General features: G+C 64.8%; 20 protein-coding genes and 2 pseudogenes. 16 read left to right on the top strand and 6 right to left on the bottom strand.

The features are described 5' to 3' along the window. Genes P1IM2_RS17830 through P1IM2_RS17815 form a run of 4 tightly spaced genes read left to right on the top strand, consistent with a single transcriptional unit; the run spans window position 1 to window position 2734 of the window. Window positions 1-1002, top strand: a complete 1002-nt coding sequence (locus P1IM2_RS17830) for a GNAT family N-acetyltransferase (protein ID WP_186403341.1) — start codon at window positions 1-3, stop codon at window positions 1000-1002. Then, window positions 999-1265, top strand: a complete 267-nt coding sequence (locus P1IM2_RS17825) for an acyl carrier protein (RefSeq protein WP_186403340.1) — start codon at window positions 999-1001, stop codon at window positions 1263-1265. Before P1IM2_RS17830 ends, P1IM2_RS17825 begins: the two co-directional genes overlap by 4 nt. 18 nt (window positions 1266-1283) lie before the next feature. Beyond that, the gene (locus tag P1IM2_RS17820) at window positions 1284-1958 is read left to right on the top strand and encodes a hypothetical protein (protein WP_186403339.1); all 675 of its coding nucleotides are present in this window, start codon (window positions 1284-1286) and stop codon (window positions 1956-1958) included. Continuing rightward, the gene (locus P1IM2_RS17815; protein WP_186403338.1) at window positions 1943-2734 is read left to right on the top strand and encodes a hydrolase 1, exosortase A system-associated; all 792 of its coding nucleotides are present in this window, start codon (window positions 1943-1945) and stop codon (window positions 2732-2734) included. Before P1IM2_RS17820 ends, P1IM2_RS17815 begins: the two co-directional genes overlap by 16 nt. Before the next feature lie 237 nt (window positions 2735-2971). On the opposite strand, the gene P1IM2_RS17810 is transcribed toward P1IM2_RS17815, so the two are convergent. The 4 genes from P1IM2_RS17810 to P1IM2_RS17795 are packed head-to-tail and all read right to left on the bottom strand — an operon-like array spanning window position 2972 to window position 4839. Further along, on the bottom strand, window positions 2972-3856 hold the full coding sequence (locus P1IM2_RS17810) for a pirin family protein (RefSeq protein WP_058812839.1): 885 nt from the start codon (window positions 3854-3856) through the stop codon (window positions 2972-2974). After that, entirely contained in the window at window positions 3856-4227 is a 372-nt protein-coding gene (locus P1IM2_RS17805; RefSeq protein WP_217373270.1) for a cupin domain-containing protein, read from the bottom strand. Before P1IM2_RS17805 ends, P1IM2_RS17810 begins: the two co-directional genes overlap by 1 nt. Further along, window positions 4224-4583 carry a DUF2200 domain-containing protein gene (locus P1IM2_RS17800; protein ID WP_186403337.1) on the bottom strand — a complete coding sequence of 120 codons (360 nt, stop codon included), beginning with the start codon at window positions 4581-4583 and terminating at the stop codon, window positions 4224-4226. The genes P1IM2_RS17805 and P1IM2_RS17800 overlap by 4 nt, the downstream gene beginning before the upstream one ends. A 7-nt stretch (window positions 4584-4590) precedes the next feature. Further along, window positions 4591-4839, bottom strand: a complete 249-nt coding sequence (locus tag P1IM2_RS17795) for a BolA family protein (RefSeq protein ID WP_058812835.1) — start codon at window positions 4837-4839, stop codon at window positions 4591-4593. A gap of 58 nt (window positions 4840-4897) precedes the next feature. On the opposite strand from P1IM2_RS17795, the gene P1IM2_RS17790 reads away from it, so the two are divergent. The 3 genes from P1IM2_RS17790 (at window position 4898) to cobS (ending at window position 7027) form a co-directional block, all read left to right on the top strand. Then, window positions 4898-5488, top strand: coding sequence for a DnaJ domain-containing protein (locus P1IM2_RS17790; protein WP_003049017.1), 591 nt, complete (start codon window positions 4898-4900; stop codon window positions 5486-5488). 11 nt (window positions 5489-5499) lie between these two features. Beyond that, window positions 5500-5937 carry a nuclear transport factor 2 family protein gene (locus P1IM2_RS17785; protein WP_003049016.1) on the top strand — a complete coding sequence of 146 codons (438 nt, stop codon included), beginning with the start codon at window positions 5500-5502 and terminating at the stop codon, window positions 5935-5937. A 100-nt stretch (window positions 5938-6037) separates the two neighbouring features. Further along, window positions 6038-7027 (top strand): cobaltochelatase subunit CobS, encoded by a 990-nt coding sequence (gene cobS, locus P1IM2_RS17780; RefSeq protein WP_003049013.1) that lies wholly within the window; start codon window positions 6038-6040, stop codon window positions 7025-7027. A 34-nt stretch (window positions 7028-7061) separates the two neighbouring features. Here the strand turns inward: cobS and P1IM2_RS17775 are convergent, their stop codons facing one another. After that, a complete protein-coding gene (locus P1IM2_RS17775; protein ID WP_186403416.1) occupies window positions 7062-8138 on the bottom strand; it encodes a DUF5694 domain-containing protein in 1077 nt (358 codons plus the stop codon). 154 nt (window positions 8139-8292) lie between these two features. On the opposite strand from P1IM2_RS17775, the gene P1IM2_RS17770 reads away from it, so the two are divergent. The 9 genes and pseudogenes from P1IM2_RS17770 to P1IM2_RS17730 all read left to right on the top strand — a co-directional run bounded on the left by P1IM2_RS17770 (window position 8293) and on the right by P1IM2_RS17730 (window position 18484). Then, window positions 8293-9486 (top strand): alpha/beta hydrolase, encoded by a 1194-nt coding sequence (locus tag P1IM2_RS17770; protein ID WP_186403336.1) that lies wholly within the window; start codon window positions 8293-8295, stop codon window positions 9484-9486. A gap of 47 nt (window positions 9487-9533) precedes the next feature. Next, the gene (cobT, locus tag P1IM2_RS17765) at window positions 9534-11357 is read left to right on the top strand and encodes a cobaltochelatase subunit CobT (protein WP_186403335.1); all 1824 of its coding nucleotides are present in this window, start codon (window positions 9534-9536) and stop codon (window positions 11355-11357) included. Window positions 11358-11505: 148 nt separating this feature from the next. Continuing rightward, complete coding sequence (locus P1IM2_RS17760) at window positions 11506-12162, top strand: hypothetical protein (RefSeq protein ID WP_186403334.1); 657 nt, start codon at window positions 11506-11508, stop codon at window positions 12160-12162. Next, on the top strand, window positions 12159-12671 hold the full coding sequence (locus P1IM2_RS17755; RefSeq protein ID WP_186403333.1) for a DUF2846 domain-containing protein: 513 nt from the start codon (window positions 12159-12161) through the stop codon (window positions 12669-12671). Before P1IM2_RS17760 ends, P1IM2_RS17755 begins: the two co-directional genes overlap by 4 nt. 217 nt (window positions 12672-12888) lie before the next feature. Further along, complete coding sequence (locus P1IM2_RS17750) at window positions 12889-14535, top strand: acetolactate synthase large subunit (protein ID WP_186403332.1); 1647 nt, start codon at window positions 12889-12891, stop codon at window positions 14533-14535. Window positions 14536-14593: 58 nt separating this feature from the next. Continuing rightward, a pseudogene (locus tag P1IM2_RS17745) lies at window positions 14594-14886 on the top strand (GIY-YIG nuclease family protein). A 75-nt stretch (window positions 14887-14961) separates the two neighbouring features. Beyond that, complete coding sequence (locus tag P1IM2_RS17740) at window positions 14962-16401, top strand: aldehyde dehydrogenase family protein (RefSeq protein ID WP_186403331.1); 1440 nt, start codon at window positions 14962-14964, stop codon at window positions 16399-16401. Window positions 16402-16545: 144 nt separating this feature from the next. Next, window positions 16546-17427, top strand: a complete 882-nt coding sequence (locus P1IM2_RS17735; protein WP_186403330.1) for a UDP-2,3-diacylglucosamine diphosphatase — start codon at window positions 16546-16548, stop codon at window positions 17425-17427. A gap of 7 nt (window positions 17428-17434) precedes the next feature. Further along, a complete protein-coding gene (locus P1IM2_RS17730) occupies window positions 17435-18484 on the top strand; it encodes a glycosyltransferase family 4 protein (protein ID WP_186403329.1) in 1050 nt (349 codons plus the stop codon). A 10-nt stretch (window positions 18485-18494) separates the two neighbouring features. Here P1IM2_RS17730 and P1IM2_RS17725 read toward each other — a convergent pair. Beyond that, window positions 18495-19073, bottom strand: a pseudogene (locus P1IM2_RS17725) (ABC transporter ATP-binding protein); the annotation flags it as partial.

The following is a 19073-nucleotide window of genomic DNA, read 5'->3' as shown; positions in this document are numbered from 1 at the left end:
ATGGATGGGAACGGTGAACATCACGCTAATGATGCCAAGCTGCCCGCCGCAGCGCGCGGCATGGGCCATGCTTCGCCGTTCGACCGTCCCCAATGGTTCGACCTGCTTGCCGCGCACGGATTCGCCGGAGAAGGCCGAATCTATGCGGTGGGCTTCGCAGGCGAAGCCGCGGCGTGGCTACCGCTTCGGCGTGAAAAATCGGGCGCGGTTTCCGGGCTTGCCAACTGGTACAGCTTTGCGATCCGCCCGCTTTATACCGGTCAGGGCGACCATATGGCGGCGCTGCGCGACCTGTTCGCACGCGCCCGCGCCGAGGCCGCACGCCTGTCGCTCTATCCCGTGCCCGATGCCGAAAAGGACAGGATCGTAACCGCGATGCGCGCCGCCGGCTGGTGGGTGCGCGCGGTCCCCGCGGGCGATCGCCACTGGCTCGACCTGACCGGGCTCGATCATGACGGCTGGTGGGCCACCCGTCCCGGCGCGCTGCGCAGCACGGTCCAGCGCAAGGCGAAAAAGAATATTGTCGCGATCGAGATTCTGACCGCATTCGACGCCGATGCCTGGGCTGCTTATGAGCATATCTACGCCGCGAGCTGGAAGCCCGAAGAGGGCAACCCCGCCCTGCTCCGCGCCTTTGCCGAAGAAGAAAGCGCGCGCGGCACCTTTCGCATGGGGCTGGCGCGGATCGACGGCGAAGCGGTGGCAGCGCAATATTGGACGGTGGAGGACGGCACCGCCTTCATCCACAAGCTCGCGCATGTCGAGGACAGTCTGAAGGCATCGCCCGGCACCCTGCTTTCGGCGGCTCTGTTCCGCCATGTCATCGCGGTCGATGGCGTGCGCCGTATCGATTTCGGCACGGGCAACGACGCCTACAAGCGCGACTGGATGAACCGGCACGAGCCCTTGTGGCGATTGGAGGCTTTCAATCGCGGGCGCATCGCGGCATGGGGACCGGCATTGAAGGCCTTTGCCCGTTCGCTGCTCAGGAAAGACCCATGACCGAAGTCCATAAAGTCGACGCCACCCTTCGCGCCCTGCTCGCCGACGTCCTCGGCCTTGGCGCCGAACGCGCGGCAGCGCTGACCGACGACAGCGGCCTGTTCGGCGAACTGCCCGAATTCGATTCGATGGCGGTCGCAACCGTGCTGACCGAGATGGAGGACCGTCTCGGCATCCTGATCGACGATGACGACGTCGACGGCGAAATCTTCGAAACCTATGGCAATCTGCTGCGCTTCGCCGAACGCAAGGTTCAGGGCTGACCGGCATGCGAGGGGCGAATGGACGAGCATAGGCTTCGCATCGCGCCCGACGGCACGCCCCGCGCGACGATCCTGTTCGCGGCCCCCTTGTTCGAGGAAGCGAACCGCAGCCGCCGCACTATCGTACGCGCGATGCGCGCCCTGGCGGCGCAAGGTTTCGCCGCCGTGCTTCCCGACCTGCCGGGCCAGAATGAAAGCCCCGTCGCGCTCGCCGATGTCGATTTGAACCGGTGGCAGAGGGCCTTTGCCGAGACGGCCGGTGAAATAGAGGGGCCGATCATTATCGCCGCGCTGCGCGGCGGCGCGCTGATCGACCATCAGGCCGCGGCCGCCGCATGGTGGCGGCTGGCGCCCGTCGGCGGCGGCTCGCTGCTCCGCACCCTGCTGCGCGCGCGCGTCAGCGCCGATCGCGAGGCGGGCGTGACATCTTCGCTCGACAGCCTTCAGGAACAGGCGAAAAGCGAGCCCTTGCTGCTCGCCGGCAATCGCCTGTCGCCAGTGATGGTCGCGTCCCTCGCGACAAGCGAGCCGCAGGCGGTGACGCCGCTGCGCACGGTGGCGCTGGGCAGCGGCGACGAAGCGATTGCCGGCACGCCGCTGTGGCTGCGCGCCGAACCGGGCGAAGACGCCGCCATGGCTGACGTGATGGCGGCCGACATCGCCGCATGGAGCCGGACATGCGGCATCAGCTGACCTTCCTCTGCGAAGGCGCGGCGCTCGCCGCAAGCCTCGACGATGCGCCGGGAACGACCGGGCTGCTGATCGTGTCGGGCGGCAACGAGATTCGCAGCGGCGCGCATCGCGGCATGGCGATGCTGGCACAGCGGATCGCGGCGGCGGGTCACCCGGCCTTTCGCTTCGATCGCCGCGGGATCGGTGACAGCGAGGGCGAAAATGGTGGCTATACGCGCAGCGGCGCCGACATCGCCGCCGCGATCGCCGCGTTCCGCACGGCGGCGCCGCACGTCACCCGCATCGTCGCCTTCGGCAATTGCGACGCCGCGAGCGCGCTGCTGCTGCACCAGCCGCTCCCGCTCGACGGTCTGATCCTCGCCAATCCGTGGACTTATGATGACGCGGAACCGGATCCAGGCGAACAGCCGGCGCTGCCGCCAGCCTCGGCGATCCGCGCACGCTATCTGGCGCGGATCAAGGATCCGAAAAGCCTGCTGCGCCTTCTGAAGGGCGAGATCGATATCGGCAAACTGGTCCGCGGCCTGTCGGCGATGAAGCGGATGCCGCAAGCCGCCGCACCCGACAGCCTCGCCGCGCGCCTCGACGCGGCGATGACCGCGCTGGCTTGCCCCGCGACGATCCTGCTCGCGACCGGCGACCGCACCGCGCAGGCATTCATCGCGCATTGCCGGCCCGCAAACATCCCGGTCGAGCGTCTCGACAGCGCGTCGCACAGCTTCGCTGGCAGCGACGCGGACTGGCTTTTTGCAAGAATATCGGAACGGCTGTCCTGACGGCGGCTTTGGGATCGAAAGCCGACATCGCCGCTTCCCCACCCGCTTACCCTGAACCTGTCGAAGGGTGAACGGAATGTGGTAGGCGAGCCTATTCGCCTTTCGTCATCCCGGACTTGATCCGGGATCCATTGTTCCGACGCTGCGTGAATGGATCCCGGATCAAGTCCGGGATGACGGTGAAGAAAGTCGTTCGGCGCGACCCGCGAAAGGTAGGCCCTGCAAGCTCGCAATCGATCACGGATAGCCCGGCGTCTTGGGCGCGTCGGGCAGCGGGATGAATTCTTCGCTGTCGCCCGCGACCAGCGGGAAATTGCCGTCCTTCCAGTCGTGCTTCGCCTGATTGATCCGGTCGCGCGAAGAGCTGACGAAATTCCACCACAGGTGCCGCGGGGTGCGGAAGGCTTCGCCGCCGAGCAGCATCACGCGCGCGTCGGTGGCGGCGCGCAGCGTCATCGCCTGCCCCGGCTTCAATATATAGAGGCTGTAACGGTCGAGCGCTTCGCCATCGAGGGTCGCGTCGCCCATCGCGACCAGCACCGCCCGCTCATCGGCCTCCGCCTCGATCGGCAGGCTGGCTCCCGCCGCCATCAATATGTCAGCATAGATGGTCGCGGCGTGCTGGGTGATCGGCGATGTCGCGCCCCATAGCGTCCCCATGATCACGCGTGCCGACACCTTGCCGTCCTCGATCAGCGGCAGATCTTCCTTGGCGACATGTTCGAACGCCGGGTCGATCTCTTCTTTGCCGTCGGGCAGCGCCAGCCACGTCTGCATGCCCGAGATCGGCGATCCGGTCGCGCGTTCGGCCGCGGGCGTGCGCTCAGAATGGACGATGCCGCGCCCGGCGGTCATCAGGTTGCACGCGCCCGGCCGGATCGTCGCCCACGTACCAAGACTGTCGCGATGGTCGATCGCGCCTTCGAACAAATAGGTGACGGTGGCGAGGTTGATGTGCGGATGCGGGCGCACGTCCATCCCCTGCCCGATGTCGAAATGCGCCGGTCCAAACTGATCGACGAAGATGAAGGGGCCGACCATCGTCCGCTCCTTGTTCGGCAGCGTGCGCCGCACATCGAAGGCCCCGATGTCATGGGTCGAGGGGGTAATGACGGTGAACATCAGCCGATCCTTTCCAGCCTGTGGCGCGTCTTGTCGGTTTCGACCGTCCCGGTGTTGCGCGTCGTCCCCGGTTCGAGCAGCAGCACATGGCACTCGCCGTCCAGCGCCTCGGGACAATGTTCGGTTCCGTGCGGCACGATGATGAATTCGCCCGGCCCGACGATCACGTCGCCGCTGCGCAGGCCCATCTTCATCCGGCCCTGCACCACCAGAAACAATTCATCTTCCGTTTCATGGTGATGCCAGTCGAACTTGCCTTCGAATTTGACCAGCTTGACCTGAAAATCATTGATGTCGCCGGCGACACGCGGGTTCCAGTGATCGTGGAAGGTCGCAAAGGCTGCGGCGAGGTTGACCTTGTCGATCGTCATGGCACGGGCGCCCGCAATATCTTGTCCATCGCCTTGCCCTTCGCCAGTTCGTCGATCAGCTTGTCGAGATAGCGTATCTCGCGCATCAGCGGATCGTCGATTTCTTCGATACGCACGCCGCAGATGACGCCGCGAATCTGCGTGCGAGCCGCATTCATCGCCGGCGCGCCCGCGATAAAGCTGGCGTAATCGGTGCCGGCGGCGAGCAACGCCTCGAGCTCCTGCTGGCTGTAGCCGGTGAGCCAACCGATAATCTGATCCACCTCGGCCTTCGTTCGCCCCTTGCGTTCGGCCTTGGCGACCAGCAGCGGGTAAACCTTCGCGAAGCTCATCCGATAGATGCGATGCTCGGTCATCCGCGCCTCATTCGCCCGGCGCGAGCGCCCGGATCGCGAGCGCGTGAACGCGGTTGCCCGGCATGTCGCCGAGCGCCTTGTTCACTGCCCGCTGGCGCGCGACGCGGGTCTGGCCCGCGAAGCCCGCCCATCGGATCGTCAGGCTGAAATGCGATTCGCCGCTGCCGTCATCGCCGGCGTGGCCGTGATGCTGGGCGCTGTCGTTATTCAGGGTGAAATCGGCGTCGGGGAAAGCCGCGGCGAGCAGCGTTTCCATTTCGCGTTGGGCTGGACCTTTTTGCGTCATGCCCCCATGTTGGGAGCAGATACCCAGCATGACAAGCCCCCGCTCCCCCCGATTCCACGGCCGCGTTCCGCGTGAGGCCCCTTGCGCCGTTCCCGGCTGCCAAGAGCCCGGCGAATTTCGCGCCCCCGCGTCGCCGCATCGCTCGCCCGACGGACCGCCACCCTATCGCTGGCTGTGCCTCGACCATGTTCGCGAATTCAACGCGGGCTATAATTATTTCGAGGGCATGAACGCCGACCAGATCATGGCCGCGCAGTCGCCGACCGCGGGTTGGGAGACCGAAAGCCGCACCTTTCGCGCTGCCGGCAGCGCCGACCTGCCGCCGCGCTGGGCCGATTTCAAGGATCCGATGGATGCGCTCGGCGCGCGCTTTCGCCAGCGCATGGACGAGGCGCGGCGCGAAGCCGCCGACCCGCGCTTCACCCGCGAGGAGCATCGCGCGCTGCAGCTGATGGGGCTCGCCACCGATGCCGACCGCGCGGCGCTGCGCCGCCGCTACAGCGAGCTGGTGCGCAAATATCACCCCGACCGCAACGGCGGCGACCGCAGCCATGAGGTGCGGCTGGGCGAAGTCGTCGCGGCCTATCAATTGCTGCGCAAGGCCAGGCCATTTGCATAGGAGAGGCACGGATGAGCGAACTCGACGCGGCGCGGATCGAAACGGTGAAACGCCATATGGCGCTGGAGATCACGCACGACTGGGACGGAGTGATCGCGACATTCGATCATCCACGTTACGAACTGCTCGGCCCCGGCACGGTCTTTGACGGCGAGGCGGCGGTGCGATCCTATTTCGCCGCGTCGCGCGAACCCTTCCCCGATCAGGCGAACGAGATCATCGCGATCGCCGCCGACGCGGCGACCGACACCGTGCTCGTCGAATTCTGGCTCACTGGCACGCACCTCGGCCCGCTGAAGCTGGGGCTGCGCACCGTCGAGCCGACGGGCAAGGCCTTTCGTATCCGTATGGCAGCGAGTTTCGAATTCGCACCAGGCAGCGACCGGATCGTCTGCGAGCGTCCCTATTACGACCAGTCGGCGGTGATGAAGGCGCTTGATCTGTTCTGAATAAGGCGTTGCAAGGGGCAACCCATCGCGATACCGCGCTAGCCGAAGCGTCGGCACGTCCGGCGACTCTCTCCCGATGCGTTTTGCTGGACCTTGCGACATGACCGATATTCCGAACAGCCTTCCCGACCATCATGGTTCGACGCTCCTGGCAGCGCCCGATACCGAGGTCGATGCGCGCGAGCTGTTCGGGGTCGACATCGACATGAAGGTGCCGGCGTTCAGTGAATCCGACGAGCGGGTTCCCGACCTCGACCCCTCCTATGTTTTCGACGGCGACACCACGCTCGCGATCCTCGCGGGCTTCAAATATAACCGCCGCGTCATGGTGCAGGGCTATCACGGCACCGGCAAATCGACGCATATCGAACAGGTGGCGGCGCGGCTGAAATGGCCGTGCATCCGCATCAACCTCGACGCGCATATCAGCCGCCTCGACCTTGTCGGGCGCGATGCGATCGTGCTGCGCGACGGCAAGCAGGTGACCGAATTCCGCGAAGGTCTGCTTCCCTGGGCGCTGCAGACGCCGACCGCGCTCGTCTTCGACGAATATGACGCGGGGCGGCCCGACGTGATGTTCGTGATCCAGCGCGTGCTGGAGGCCGAAGGCAAGCTGACGCTGCTCGATCAGAACCGTGTCATCCGCCCTAACCCGCACTTCCGCCTGTTCGCCACCGCGAACACCGTCGGACTGGGCGACACGAGCGGGCTCTATCACGGCACGCAGCAGATCAACCAGGGTCAGATGGACCGCTGGAACATCGTCGTGACGCTGAACTATCTGCCCGCGGCGACCGAGAGCGAGATCATCCTGAAGAAGGTGCCGGGCACCGACGATGCCACCGTCGCCAATATGGTGAAGGTTGCGGATCTGACGCGTCAGGGCTTCGTCAACGGCGATATATCGACCGTCATGTCGCCGCGTACCGTCATCAGCTGGGCGCAGAATGCGGCGATCTTCCACAGCCTGGGCTTCGCCTTCCGCCTGTCGTTCCTCAACAAGTGCGACGAAGCCGAACGGATGATTGTCGCCGAATATTATCAGCGCGTGTTCGGCGAAGACCTGCCCGAAGGCGTCGTCGGCAAATAAGGCGAGAGCGCGCGCCGCGCCCTTCCCTTCCCGTTCAGCGCAGCACCGCCTCGGCATCGACGAGCCGGATGTCGTGCATCATGTTCAGATAGGCTTCGAAATAGCCCTTGTGCGACGCGCCGACGATGACGAGCGCGCGCGCACCGGGCTGCGCCGCCATCGCGGTGCGGATATTGGCGACCATGCGCAGGTTCCGCGTTTCCCACCAGCCGGTGTAGTAGCGGCCGTAATGCTGCGGCGAGGGTTCGGCGAGCGCGGCACCGAAATCGCTGTCGAACGCCATCTGCGTCGCCTCCGGGCTGTTATAGGCGCGATAGAGGGCGAGCACGCCGTCACCGTCGAGCCGCTTTCTGAGGTCGGCGTCGATAGCGCTGCGCTTCGCGGTCACCGGATTGTCCCAAGCGCGCTGGATCGCTTCGCCATAACCCGCTTCACCCGAGACGCGATTGGTCGCCGCATCGGCGCTGTGATCGTCGACCGAATAGACACGCTCGAGCCCCAGCCGCGCGGCGAGGGCTGCGCCGATCAGGAAATTTTCGTTGCGACGCGTCGTCAGCATCGTCAGCCGTTCGGCCAGCACCGCATCGAGCCCGTCGCCCGCGCGCCGTTCGGTCGCGGGCAAGCGCAGCCATTGGACCAGCGCCGATGCCTGCTCGCCGCCGGCCAGGAAAACCGCGGCGAGATGCCGGCGCTGCGCCGCGGTGGGCTCGGCGGGCCAGTCGGCGAGGAGCCGCTCCGCCTCGACCGTAGCAGCCGGAACGTCAAGCCCCGTCGCCGCGCGCGCGGGTTCGGGGCTCCAGCAATAATCGTCATACACGCCGGGATAGATCGGCTTGTAGCGCAGCAGCATCTCGCAGTCGGGGCCCGAGAGCCCTTCGATGGTGACGATCTGCGGCTGCCACGCGGCGAGCTTGGCCAGCAGCGGGTCGAGGGCTTTGGCATCGAAATCCTTGGGAAAGCCCGACAGGTGCGGCGATCCGAGCACGAGCGCCTGCCCCGGCTCGCCCGCGACAGTCTGCTTGAGCCGGCTCGGGTCGAAGCTCGGCTCATAGGCGGGAGCCGCCGGCGCGGCGGTTGCAGCGAGCATCAGCGCGGCAAGTGCGAACATGATTTTCCTTCCCTGTCGCTGCACTGCCAACCGCGCGCAGCGGAGCCACTATAGCAACGTGTATTAATTCATCAATACAGCTTGAAGCCGCACTTCGCGCTTCCAAAGGCCGCCGCGCTCTGCCAGCGTCGCCGCCATGATCCGGCGATTCCCGCGCATGCCCCGCCCCCCCAAGCGCTTGCTCGCTTTCGCTCTCGCCCTCCCGCTTGCAGGGTGCGCGACCGCGGTCGATTATGGCAAGGTTCCGCATTCGGCCTATGTCGCCGACGCACGCTGCACCGCGCAGGCCGGGGCGGCGGTCGATACCGCGGCGCTGCCGCTCTTCTTCGTGACGAGCCGTCTTCCCGATTGCCGGACGCCCGACATTCGGCTGACCAACCATCGCGGCGACCGCATCCGCTATGGCCGCTTCGCCGCGCCGCACGACAGGAAGGTCGACGGCAAGACACGCTTTCTGACCCCGCTTGCCTTTCAGGAGGCGGGCGACTGGTGGGCGGGTCTGCAGGCCGAAACCGATCGCCGCCAAGGCCGCGTCCTTCTTTATGTCCATGGTTATCGCGAGACGTTCGAAACGACGTCGAAGGATGCGGCGCAGATCGCGCGGATGACGGGATTCGACGGGCCGATCGTCGAATATAGCTGGCCGTCGCAGGGCAAGCTGCTGAGCTATGCCGTCGACGAAACCAACATGTATCATGACGTGCGCAATTTCCGCCTGTTCCTGAAGGCGCTGGCCGAGCGTCCGTGGGTAAAGGAAATCGTCGTCGTTTCGCATTCGCTCGGCGCTCGGCTGGTGATACCCGCAATCGCCTATGTCGACCGGACGGCGCCGAGCGCGGACAGCAGCAACATTTCCAACATCATCCTCGCCTCGCCCGATTTCGACCGCGAGACGTTCGAGCGCGACATTGCGAACGACGTGCTCGCCACCGCGCGGGTCGCGCGCGACCGACGCATCACCGCCTATGTATCGCGCAGCGACAAGGCGCTGGCCGCATCGCGCGCGCTGCACGGCTATCCGCGGCTCGGCTCTCCCTATTGCTTCGATCCGTTCGAGGCTGCCGATCTGCGCGCAAAGGGCCTGCCCGAACGCTGCTACGCCGCCGCCATTCCGGGCCTGACGATCGTCGACACCACCGACATTTCGCGCGGATCGACGGGGCACAGCGATTTCCTGCGCAGCGCGCTCGCCTGCATGGATTTTGTCGACATGATCCGCGGCAAGCGCAGCCGGCCCGAACGCACGCCCACGCATCTCGCCCATGTCTTTCGCCTCGCCCCCGATCCGCAGATGCCGAGCCGGCTCGACGAGACGATTTGCAACCGTCTCCCCGATGGCGACAAGGATTAGAGCCGATGCTCTTCCTTCGTCGGTGAAAGCCCGTTAGAGCCGATTCGATGTCCGGCCAGTCTCCCCTCGACGATTTCAAGACCGCGCTGTCGAGTGTAGCGCGCGCCGTGACGCGCGATGCCGAGGTCGAGGTGGGTTTCACCGCTGACGCGCCGGTCCAGATCGGCAAGCAGATCAAGGTGCCGACCCCGTCGCGCACCCTCCCGCCCGATCAGGTGGCCGAGGCGCGCGGCTTTGCCGACAGCTATGCGCTGCGCATGAAGCATCACAGCGACACGGTGCATGCCGCAGCGAGACCGGTCGAACCGCTCGCCGCCGCCGCCTTCGATGCGATGGAACGCGCGCGGGTCGAGGCGCTGGGCGCCCGCAACATGGCGGGTATGCGCGCCAATCTGCGCGCCAGCCTGGCCATGCGGATGCGCAGCGACCCGATCAGCCGCGCACAGGATCGCGGCGAAGTCCCGATATCGAGCGCGCTCGAACTGATGCTGCGCGAGGCGCTGACCGGCGAACAGGCGCCGCAGGGCACCGAAACCGGGCTGTCGCTGGTGCGCGAGTGGATCAGCCAGGACGCCGGCGCCGACCTCACCGCGCTCGCGATGTTGATCGACGATCAAGCCGCCTTTGCCGAAACCGCGCGGCTGGCGCTGCGCCACCTCGACCTGATGCAGGCCGACGATCCGCTGGAGGAAGGCGCCGAGGACGGCGGCGAGGACGATCAGACCGAAGCCGAAGAGAGTCAGGAAGAACAGGAAAGCGAGGACGGCGGCACCGGCGAGAGTCAGGTCGACGCGCGCGCCGAAATGTCGGGCGATCAGGCCGACGATGGCGAAAGCGATCCCGACGCGCAGGAGATGGAAGCCGACGGCGAGCCGGAGATGGGCGGCGAAGGCGACGAGGGCATGTTGCCCGTGCGGCCCAACCGCCTGCCCACCGACGTTCCCGATTTCAACTATGTCCGCTTCACCGAGAAGCATGACGAGATCGTCGCCGCCACCGAATTATGCGACGAAGAGGAATTGACGCGGCTGCGCGCCTATCTCGACCAACAGATGACGCATCTGCAGGGCGCGGTGACGAAGCTCGCCAACCGTTTGCAGCGCCGCCTGATGGCACAGCAGAACCGCGCCTGGGATTTCGATCAGGAGGAAGGCCAGCTCGACGCCTCGCGTCTTGCCCGCGTCGTCGTGTCGCCGGGCCATTCACTGTCCTACAAGATCGAGCGCGATACCGATTTTCGCGATACCGTCGTCACGCTGCTCCTCGACAATAGTGGGTCGATGCGCGGGCGGCCGATCAGCATTGCGGCGATCAGCGCCGACATTCTGGCCCGCACGCTTGAACGCTGCGGCGTGAAGACCGAGATTCTGGGCTTCACGACGCGGACGTGGAAGGGCGGGCAGAGCCGCGAGGACTGGCTCGCCGCGGGACGCCCACCGCACCCCGGCCGCCTCAACGACCTGCGGCACATTATCTACAAGCCCGCCGACGAACCCTATCGCCGCGCGCGCAAGTCGCTCGGCCTGATGATGCGCGAGGGGCTGCTGAAAGAGAATATCGACGGCGAAGCGCTGATGTGGGCGCACACCCGCATCGTCAATCGCCCCGAGGAACGCCGCATCCTGATGGTGATCAGCGACGGCGCGCCGGTCGACGACAGCACGCTGTCGGTCAATCATGGCGCCTATCTCGACCAGCATCTGCGCCAGGTGATCGATTGGATCGAAAAGAAATCGCCGGTCGAGCTGTGCGCGATCGGCATCGGCCACGACGTAACGCGCTATTACAGCCGCGCGGTCACGATCATGGATGCCGAGCAATTGGGCGGCACGATGGTTGAACAATTGGCGGGGTTGTTCGACATAGAATAGGCACTTCGGAGCGATTTCGACTCTCCTCGGGTCCGGTGCAGATTCCCGCTTGCCAAGCAAAATTCCGGCGATAACTCTCGCGCTTGGGGGAGGGTCGCAATCAATGCCGACATTGCAGTTTGCGCGCCGTGCGGCGAGCACGGGGGCGATGGCGCTTGCTTTGAGCGCAGGCATTGCCCTGGCCCAGGAAGTGGGGCAGTCATTGCCTGCCTACGAGGCCATCGCGGCCGCCGACCAGGTGGCGGATTCGCCGACGGCGACGCCGGTCGAAGTGCCCGCCGGGACACTTGTTCATCTGCGCATCGACGAGGACGTCAACAGCAAGACGCACAAGACTGGCGACTGGTACGCAATCACATTGCTGGAGCCGATCATGCTGGGTGACCGCACGGTCGTTCCCGCGGGGACGCCGGGGCGCGGCCAGGTGGTCCATGCCGCGAAGTCCGGCTGGGGCGGCAAGGCTGGCGAGTTGATCCTCGGCGCGCGGTACCTCGAATATCAGGGGCAGCAGATTCCCTTGCGCGGGATGAAGTTGGGCGGTGTCGGCGGCAATAATGAAGGTCTTGCCTTCGGCGCCACAATCGCTGGCGGACTGGTGGCGATGCCGCTGGTTTTCGCCTTGAACGGCAAAAATGCCAATATTCCGGCCGGCATGTATGCAACCGCCAAGCTTGCGGCTGCCCTGCCCGGCGAACCATCCACCGCCGCGCAAGCGACGGTCGATCCGGCGGCGGCGGTGTCGGCTGCCCCCGGAGACGCAATCGACACGAACCCGACAGGGGAAATGGGGGAACCGAAACAATGAAAAAGCTGATCGGAGCCGCGCTGCTTGCGGCAACCGGAATAGCCTGCACCGCAACGATGGGACCCGCGGTGGCCAAGGAAGCGAAGAGCGCGGCCGACGAGGGCGCGAAAAAAGTCATCCCGGCTCCGGCCGAGGGCAAGGGACAGATCGTCTTCTTCCGGCCCGGAGGCATGGGCTTTGCGCTTGGGTGCGGAGTAAATGAAAATGGCGTGCGGTTGAGCGCATTGGGCGCAGGAAAATATTTCATCCTGCCAGTCGATCCCGGCTCGCACAGCTATACGGTCAAGAGCGAGGCCACTGACCTCCTGACGCTGGAAGTCGAACCCGGCGAAACATATTATGTGAAGTGCAAGATCAAAATGGGGATCATGGTCGGCCGGCCCAATATCGCGCCGTCGACGCAGGACGAATTCGACAAGGACAGTCACAAGCTGAAATATGTCGATGTCGATGATGCCGGACCGACGGTCCTGCCAAATCCGGAAGGCGAAGCAGGGAAAGCCGAATAGCCGCCTCCCCCTCCGATATCGCGGCCCCGCATATGTTGCGGGGCCGTTTTTCGTGGGCGTGACAACCCCTTCGCTGCCGGTTACACATTGCCGCCGGCGCCGCAGGGACTCGCAGCCCCACGACGGGACTCGCTACGCCGATTGACGGGCCGATGGTCGCCGGCACGGGCTTGGGCCGCACCGATTTGGGGTGCGCTGCTGAAGGGGGCGAGTGACCGTGAAAAAAGCATCTGACCTGTTCATCGAATGTCTGGAAGAAGAAGGCGTCGAATATATCTTCGGGGTTCCGGGCGAGGAAAATCTCGACTTTCTCGACAGCCTGTCGCGTTCGAAAAAGATCAAGCTGATCCTGACCCGCCATGAGCAGGGGGCGGGCTTCATGGCCGCGACCTATGGCCGCCACACCGGCAAGACCGGCGTGTGCCTTGCGACACTGGGGCCCGGCGCGACCAATTTCGTCACCGCGGCGGCCTATGCCCAGCTTGGCGGCATGCCGATGATGATGATCACCGGGCAAAAGCCGATCAAGAAATCCAAACAAGGGCGCTTCCAAATCCTCGACGTCGTCGCGATGATGGGGCCGATCACCAAATATACGCACCAGATGGCCTCGTCGGACAATATCCCGAGCCGCGTGCGCGAGGCTTTCCGCCTCGCGGAGGAAGAAAAACCCGGCGCGGTGCATATCGAACTGCCCGAGGATATCGCCGACGAACATACCGAAAGCCTGCCGCTGAAGCGCAGCCATTCGCGCCGCCCGACCGCAGACGTCAAATCGATCCGCGAGGCGGTGAAGGCGCTCGAAAATGCGAAGGCACCGGTACTGGTAATCGGCGCGGGCGCGAACCGCACGATGACCAGCCGGATGCTGCTGCAGTTCATCGAAAAGACCGGCATCCCCTTTCTGACCACCCAGCTCGGCAAGGGCGTGATCGACGAGCGGCATCCGAAATTCCTCGGGTGCGCGGCACTGTCATCCGGCGATTTCGTGCACCGCGCGGTCGAGGCGTCGGACTGCATTGTCAACATCGGTCACGATGTGATTGAAAAGCCGCCCTTCTTCATGCAGCCCGGCGGGCCCACCGTTATCCATGTGTCCACCAAGACCGCCGAGGTCGATCCGGTCTATTTCCCTGGCATCGAGGTCATTGGCGATATTGCCAATGCGATCTGGCAGATGAAGGAGGATATCGTGCCGAACGGCGGCTGGTCGTTCGACCATATGCTCGCCTATCGCAAGGCCGAGGTCGAGCATACCGCCCCGCTCGCCGCCGACACGCGCTTCCCGATCTTTCCGCCGCATCTGGTGCAGCAGGTCCGCGACGCGATGCCCGACGACGGCATCATCTGCCTCGACAATGGCGTCTACAAGATCTGGTTCGCGCGCGGCTACACCGCCTACCGCCCGAACACCGTGCTGCTCGACAATGCGCTCGCGACGATGGGCGCAGGCCTGCCCAGCGCTATGATGTCGGCGATAGTCTACCCCGACCGCAAGGTGATGGCGATCTGCGGCGACGGCGGCTTCATGATGAACAGTCAGGAAATGGAGACCGCGGTTCGCCTGGGGCTCAACCTGACCGTGCTGATCCTCAACGATTCAAGCTATGGCATGATCCGCTGGAAACAGGCGAACATGGGCTTCAAGGATTGGGGTCTGACCTATGGCAACCCCGATTTCGTCAAATATGCCGAAAGCTATGGCGCGCACGGCCACCGCGTCGAAAGCGCGGCGCACCTCAAGGAACTTCTTGCCCACACGCGCGATACTCCCGGTGTGCACCTGATCGATTGCCCAGTAGATTATTCGGAGAATGACCAGATTTTGAACATCGACATCAAGAAGCTGTCGAAGGAACTCTGACGGTCGCGAACACTCGCTTTTCTTGTCATCCCCGCGAAAGCGGGGACCCAGGAGTTGGATGAGCCGAACCTATCATGTTTATATCCTCGCCAGCGGGCGCAACGGAACGCTCTATACCGGTGTGACGGGAGATCTGGCGCAGCGGATGGAACAGCATCGCGACGGCGAAGGTTCAAAGTTTACGACAAAATACGGCGTTACTCGTCTGGTTCACATCGAAGCATTTGCCGACGTGAGCGCAGCGATCGCCCGCGAAAAAGCTGTAAGAAATGGCGCCGGGCATGGAAACTGGAACTCATCGAACGCGGCAATCCGCAATGGCTCGACCTATATGATCGGATTAACGGCTGAGCATGCCGCCCTGGGTCCCCGCTTTCGCGGGGATGACAATGGGGGGTGGCGGAGCGCGCGCCAGCATGTTGGAGAATGATTGTGAAACTCAAGGACGTCTACCCGCTCTATCTCAACAACAAGGCGGTGCAGCCGAACACCGACCTCAAGGTGATCGACAAATTCACCGGCGAAATCGCTTTCCGTACCGCACTGGCGACCCCCGACGTCATCGATGAAGCCATCGCCGGCGCGGTGCGCGCCGCCGAGCCGATGGCGCGGCTCGCGAGTTACGAGAAGCAGGATGTCCTCAATCATTGCGTCGCGCGCTTCAAGGAACGCTTTGACGAGCTTGCCTATGCGCTGTGCGTGGAAGCGGGAAAGCCGATCGCCGACAGCGAGGGCGAGGTCGGGCGCCTGATCGACACCTTCCGCATCGCCGCCGAAGAGGCGACGCGCAACTATGGCGAGATCCAGCCGCTCGACATATCGGCGCGCGCCAAGGGCTATATGGGGATGTGGAAGCGGGTGCCGATCGGCCCGTGCAGCTTTATCTCGCCGTTCAATTTTCCGCTCAACCTTGCGGCGCACAAGATCGCGCCCGCGATCGCGATGGGCTGCCCCTTCGTGATGAAGCCCGCCTCGATGACGCCGCTGGGCGCGATTATCATGGGCGAGGTCCTCGCCGAGTGCGACATATTGCCCGAAGGCGCGTTCAGCATCCTGCCCGCGAGCCGCGACGGCGCCGATCTGTTCACCACCGACGAACGGCTGAAATTGCTGAGCTTCACCGGCTCGCCCGGCGTCGGCTGGGACCTCAAGGCAAAGGCCGGCAAAAAAAAGGTCGTGCTCGAACTCGGCGGCAATGCCGCCGTGATCGTCGACAAGGACGCCGACCTCGATCATGCGCTCGCGCGGATCATCTTCGGCGGCTATTACCAGTCGGGGCAAAGCTGCATCCATGTGCAGCGCGCCATCATCCACGCCGACATCTACGACCGTTTCCGCGGCATGCTTGCCGCCAAGGTGAAGACGCTCAAATCGGGCGATCCCAAAAAGCGCGACACCTTCATCGGCCCGATGATTTCGGCAAAGGAAGCAGAGCGGCTCAAGGGCTGGATCGACGACGCGGTCGCGGCCGGGGCGACGTTGCTCGCGGGTGGCGGCTGCGAGGGCAATATGCTCGAGGCGACGCTGCTCGAAAATGTACCCGAGGGGGCCGACGTGGTGCGCGAGGAAGCCTTCGGCCCGGTGGTCGTCCTGTCGCGCTTCACCGACTGGAACGCCGCACTGGCCGAGGTCAACGACAGCAAATTCGGCTTGCAGGCCGGGATCTTCACCCGCGACATTCACAAGATATTAGAAGCGTGGGACGACCTCGACGTCGGCGGCATCGTCGTCAATGACGTCTCCTCCTACCGCGTCGACAATATGCCCTATGGCGGGGTCAAGGATTCGGGCCTCGGGCGCGAGGGCATCCGTTTCGCGATGGAAGATATGAGCGAAATCCGCAACCTGGTGATCCGGCGCGTCTGATCCTCGATAAACTGCGCCTGGAAACGGCCAATAGTCACCGAACCGCCGCAAAACATTCTTCAAACTGTCGCGGCTTTGATTCGCCGCATGTAACAAAACTCGTGTCTAGGCCGTGGGCAGCCAAGGCTGCCTACGGAGTGAGACATGGCCTCGATCTCGACCCTGCCGATCCCGAACCGCTTTCCCGATCCCTTCACCACCGAACCGCATGTGCCCGAGCGGGTTATCGGCGAACGGCGCAATTACCGCACCGTATGGGTCAGCGACATCCACCTCGGCACGCGCGGCTGCAACGCCGGGCTGCTGATCGACTTTTTCGACCATGTCGATTGCGAGACGCTTTATCTCGTCGGCGACATCATCGACGGCTGGCGGCTGAAGAAGCGGCACTTCTGGCCGCCCGAGCATAATGACGTCGTCTGGCGCGTGCTGAAGCGCGCGAAGCGCGGCACGCGCGTCGTCTATGTCCCCGGCAATCACGACGAGATGGTCAAGCCGTTCGACGGCTTCGATTTCGGCGGCGTCGAAATCCGGCGCGAGGCGGTTCACGAGACCGCCGATGGCCGCAAGCTGCTGATCGTCCATGGCGACGAGTTCGACGCGGTAATGCTCGCGCACCGCTGGCTCGCCTTTGTCGGCGACGCGGCCTACACCGCGCTGATGAAGTGCAATGTAGTCGTCAACGCGGTCCGCAGCCGCCTCGGCCTGCCCTATTGGTCGCTGTCGATGGTCGCCAAGCACAAGGTCAAGAACGCCGTCCAGTTCATCGGCCACTATGAAGAGGTGGTCGCCCATGCGGCGCGCTCGCGCGGGGTCGACGGGGTAGTGTGCGGCCATATCCACAGCGCCGAAATGCGCGCGATCGACGGCGTCGATTATTACAACGACGGCGACTGGGTCGAAGGTTGCACCGCGCTGGTCGAACATCATGACGGCCGGATGGAAATCCTGCACTGGGCCGAAGAAGTTGCCGCACGCGAAGCGCCGGCACCGCTCGGCCTACCCGCTGCCGCCAAGGCCGCGTGAGCGCCGCATGCGGATATTGATCGTCACCGACGCCTGGGAGCCACAGGTCAACGGTGTCGTGCGCACGCTGCAGGCGACGATCGCCGAGTTGCGCGCGCAGGGGCATGTCGTCGGAGTGATCTCGCCCGATCTGTTCCGGTCAATCCCCTGCCCGACCTATGGCGAGATCCGCCTGGCCTTCGCGGGCAAGCGCGCCGTCGCACGGCACATCCGCGCCTTCGCGCCCGAGGCGATTCATATCTCGACCGAGGGGCCGCTTGGCCTTGCGGCGCGGCGCTGGTGCATCGATACCGGCTTTCCCTTCACCACCGCCTATCACACGCGCTTTCCCGAATATGTCGCGGCGCGCATCCCGTTGTCGCCGCAGTTCGTGTGGCGCTTTATCCGCTGGTTCCATCGCCCCGCGCAGCACATCATGGTCGCAACGCGCTCGCTGAAACGCGAGCTTGCGGAGCAGGGTCTTGGGCAGACGATGATGTGGGAACGCGGCGTCGATCACGCCCTCTTTCATCCCGATCGCACGTCCCATCCCGATTTCGCCAGCCTCGCCCGCCCGATCCAGCTCTACGTCGGCCGCGTCGCGGCCGAAAAAAACATCGAGGCATTTCTCGAAACCCGACATCGGGGAACGAAGGTGATCGTAGGGGACGGTCCGGCGCTCGATGATCTGCGCGCCCGCTTCCCGGATGTCCGCTTCCTCGGCAAGCTCGGCGGCGAGCGTCTTGCCAGCGCCTACGCCGGTGCCGACGTCTTCGTCTTCCCCAGCCGTACCGACACCTTCGGCCTTGTCGTCATCGAAGCGCTGTCGTGCGGCACGCCCGTCGCGGCCTATCCCGTTGCCGGCCCGGCCGACATCGTCACCGACGACGCTGGCGCTCTCGATACCGATCTCGATCATGCGATCGCGCTGGCACTGACACGCGATCCGGCCCGAGCCGCGGCCTTGGGCCGACGCTACAGCTGGCCGAACTGCACGCGGCAGTTTCTGCGCGCGCTGACCTTCGTACCCGCCGAATCCGCATCGGCGCCGGCCACGGCTTCAGCCCGCCTCGTCTAGAGTCCAGACTCTAGAAGGCCTTGCGCCACTCCAGCTCGATATAGCGGCCGAGCGGGTCGATATAGCCCGGCGCATAGGTGAGCGGCACGACGCCGCTGGCGTCGGTGACCTTGCGCTGCGCATCGAACAGATTGTCGATCGACAGGCGCAGGCGCGATCCCTTCAGGATCGGCAGCGCCTTGGTCAGTTCGGGCTTCTGGTTGAAATCGACGAAGAAGCGCAGGTTGAAGGTCGCAAGATCGTGGAAGGTCAGGTCGCCGTTGGCGCCGCCGACGACGCGGCTGCCGCTGTCATATTTGGCGCTGACCCGTGCGCCGATGCCCTTGTAAAAGACGCCGCCGTCGAGTTCGACCAGATTGCGGTTGCTGCCGCCACCATTGCCGGTCGCCGATCCGTTCAGCAGATCGAGTTCAGGGACGCCGGGCCGTATCAGCACACGGTCGGTCAGCTTGATCGTGTGATAGAGCGACAATTGCCAGCGCCCGCCCTGCGGCCCGCCGAACATGCCGCCAGGACCGCCGCGCCCGCCGCGCCCCCCGCGAAAGCCGCCGCCGGGGCCACGCGGACGCGCAGGCGCTGCGGCGGGCGC

Source organism: Sphingopyxis sp. P1IMeth2 (genome assembly GCF_900185685.1).
GTDB lineage: Bacteria > Pseudomonadota > Alphaproteobacteria > Sphingomonadales > Sphingomonadaceae > Sphingopyxis > Sphingopyxis terrae_A.
The sequence above is the reverse complement of the archived record's forward strand: the minus strand, read 5'-3'. Positions and strand labels throughout refer to the sequence as shown.

Coding starts and splice junctions, on each gene's coding strand:
- P1IM2_RS17830 (WP_186403341.1), top strand. CDS start 1: ATGGATGGGAACGGTGAACATCACGCTAATGATGCCAAGCTGCCCGCC.
- P1IM2_RS17825 (WP_186403340.1), top strand. CDS start 999: ATGACCGAAGTCCATAAAGTCGACGCCACCCTTCGCGCCCTGCTCGCC.
- P1IM2_RS17820 (WP_186403339.1), top strand. CDS start 1,284: ATGGACGAGCATAGGCTTCGCATCGCGCCCGACGGCACGCCCCGCGCG.
- P1IM2_RS17815 (WP_186403338.1), top strand. CDS start 1,943: ATGCGGCATCAGCTGACCTTCCTCTGCGAAGGCGCGGCGCTCGCCGCA.
- P1IM2_RS17810 (WP_058812839.1), bottom strand. CDS start 3,856: ATGTTCACCGTCATTACCCCCTCGACCCATGACATCGGGGCCTTCGAT.
- P1IM2_RS17805 (WP_217373270.1), bottom strand. CDS start 4,227: ATGACGATCGACAAGGTCAACCTCGCCGCAGCCTTTGCGACCTTCCAC.
- P1IM2_RS17800 (WP_186403337.1), bottom strand. CDS start 4,583: ATGACCGAGCATCGCATCTATCGGATGAGCTTCGCGAAGGTTTACCCG.
- P1IM2_RS17795 (WP_058812835.1), bottom strand. CDS start 4,839: ATGGAAACGCTGCTCGCCGCGGCTTTCCCCGACGCCGATTTCACCCTG.
- P1IM2_RS17790 (WP_003049017.1), top strand. CDS start 4,898: ATGACAAGCCCCCGCTCCCCCCGATTCCACGGCCGCGTTCCGCGTGAG.
- P1IM2_RS17785 (WP_003049016.1), top strand. CDS start 5,500: ATGAGCGAACTCGACGCGGCGCGGATCGAAACGGTGAAACGCCATATG.
- cobS (WP_003049013.1), top strand. CDS start 6,038: ATGACCGATATTCCGAACAGCCTTCCCGACCATCATGGTTCGACGCTC.
- P1IM2_RS17770 (WP_186403336.1), top strand. CDS start 8,293: ATGCCCCGCCCCCCCAAGCGCTTGCTCGCTTTCGCTCTCGCCCTCCCG.
- cobT (WP_186403335.1), top strand. CDS start 9,534: ATGTCCGGCCAGTCTCCCCTCGACGATTTCAAGACCGCGCTGTCGAGT.
- P1IM2_RS17760 (WP_186403334.1), top strand. CDS start 11,506: ATGGCGCTTGCTTTGAGCGCAGGCATTGCCCTGGCCCAGGAAGTGGGG.
- P1IM2_RS17755 (WP_186403333.1), top strand. CDS start 12,159: ATGAAAAAGCTGATCGGAGCCGCGCTGCTTGCGGCAACCGGAATAGCC.
- P1IM2_RS17740 (WP_186403331.1), top strand. CDS start 14,962: ATGATTGTGAAACTCAAGGACGTCTACCCGCTCTATCTCAACAACAAG.
- P1IM2_RS17735 (WP_186403330.1), top strand. CDS start 16,546: ATGGCCTCGATCTCGACCCTGCCGATCCCGAACCGCTTTCCCGATCCC.
- P1IM2_RS17730 (WP_186403329.1), top strand. CDS start 17,435: ATGCGGATATTGATCGTCACCGACGCCTGGGAGCCACAGGTCAACGGT.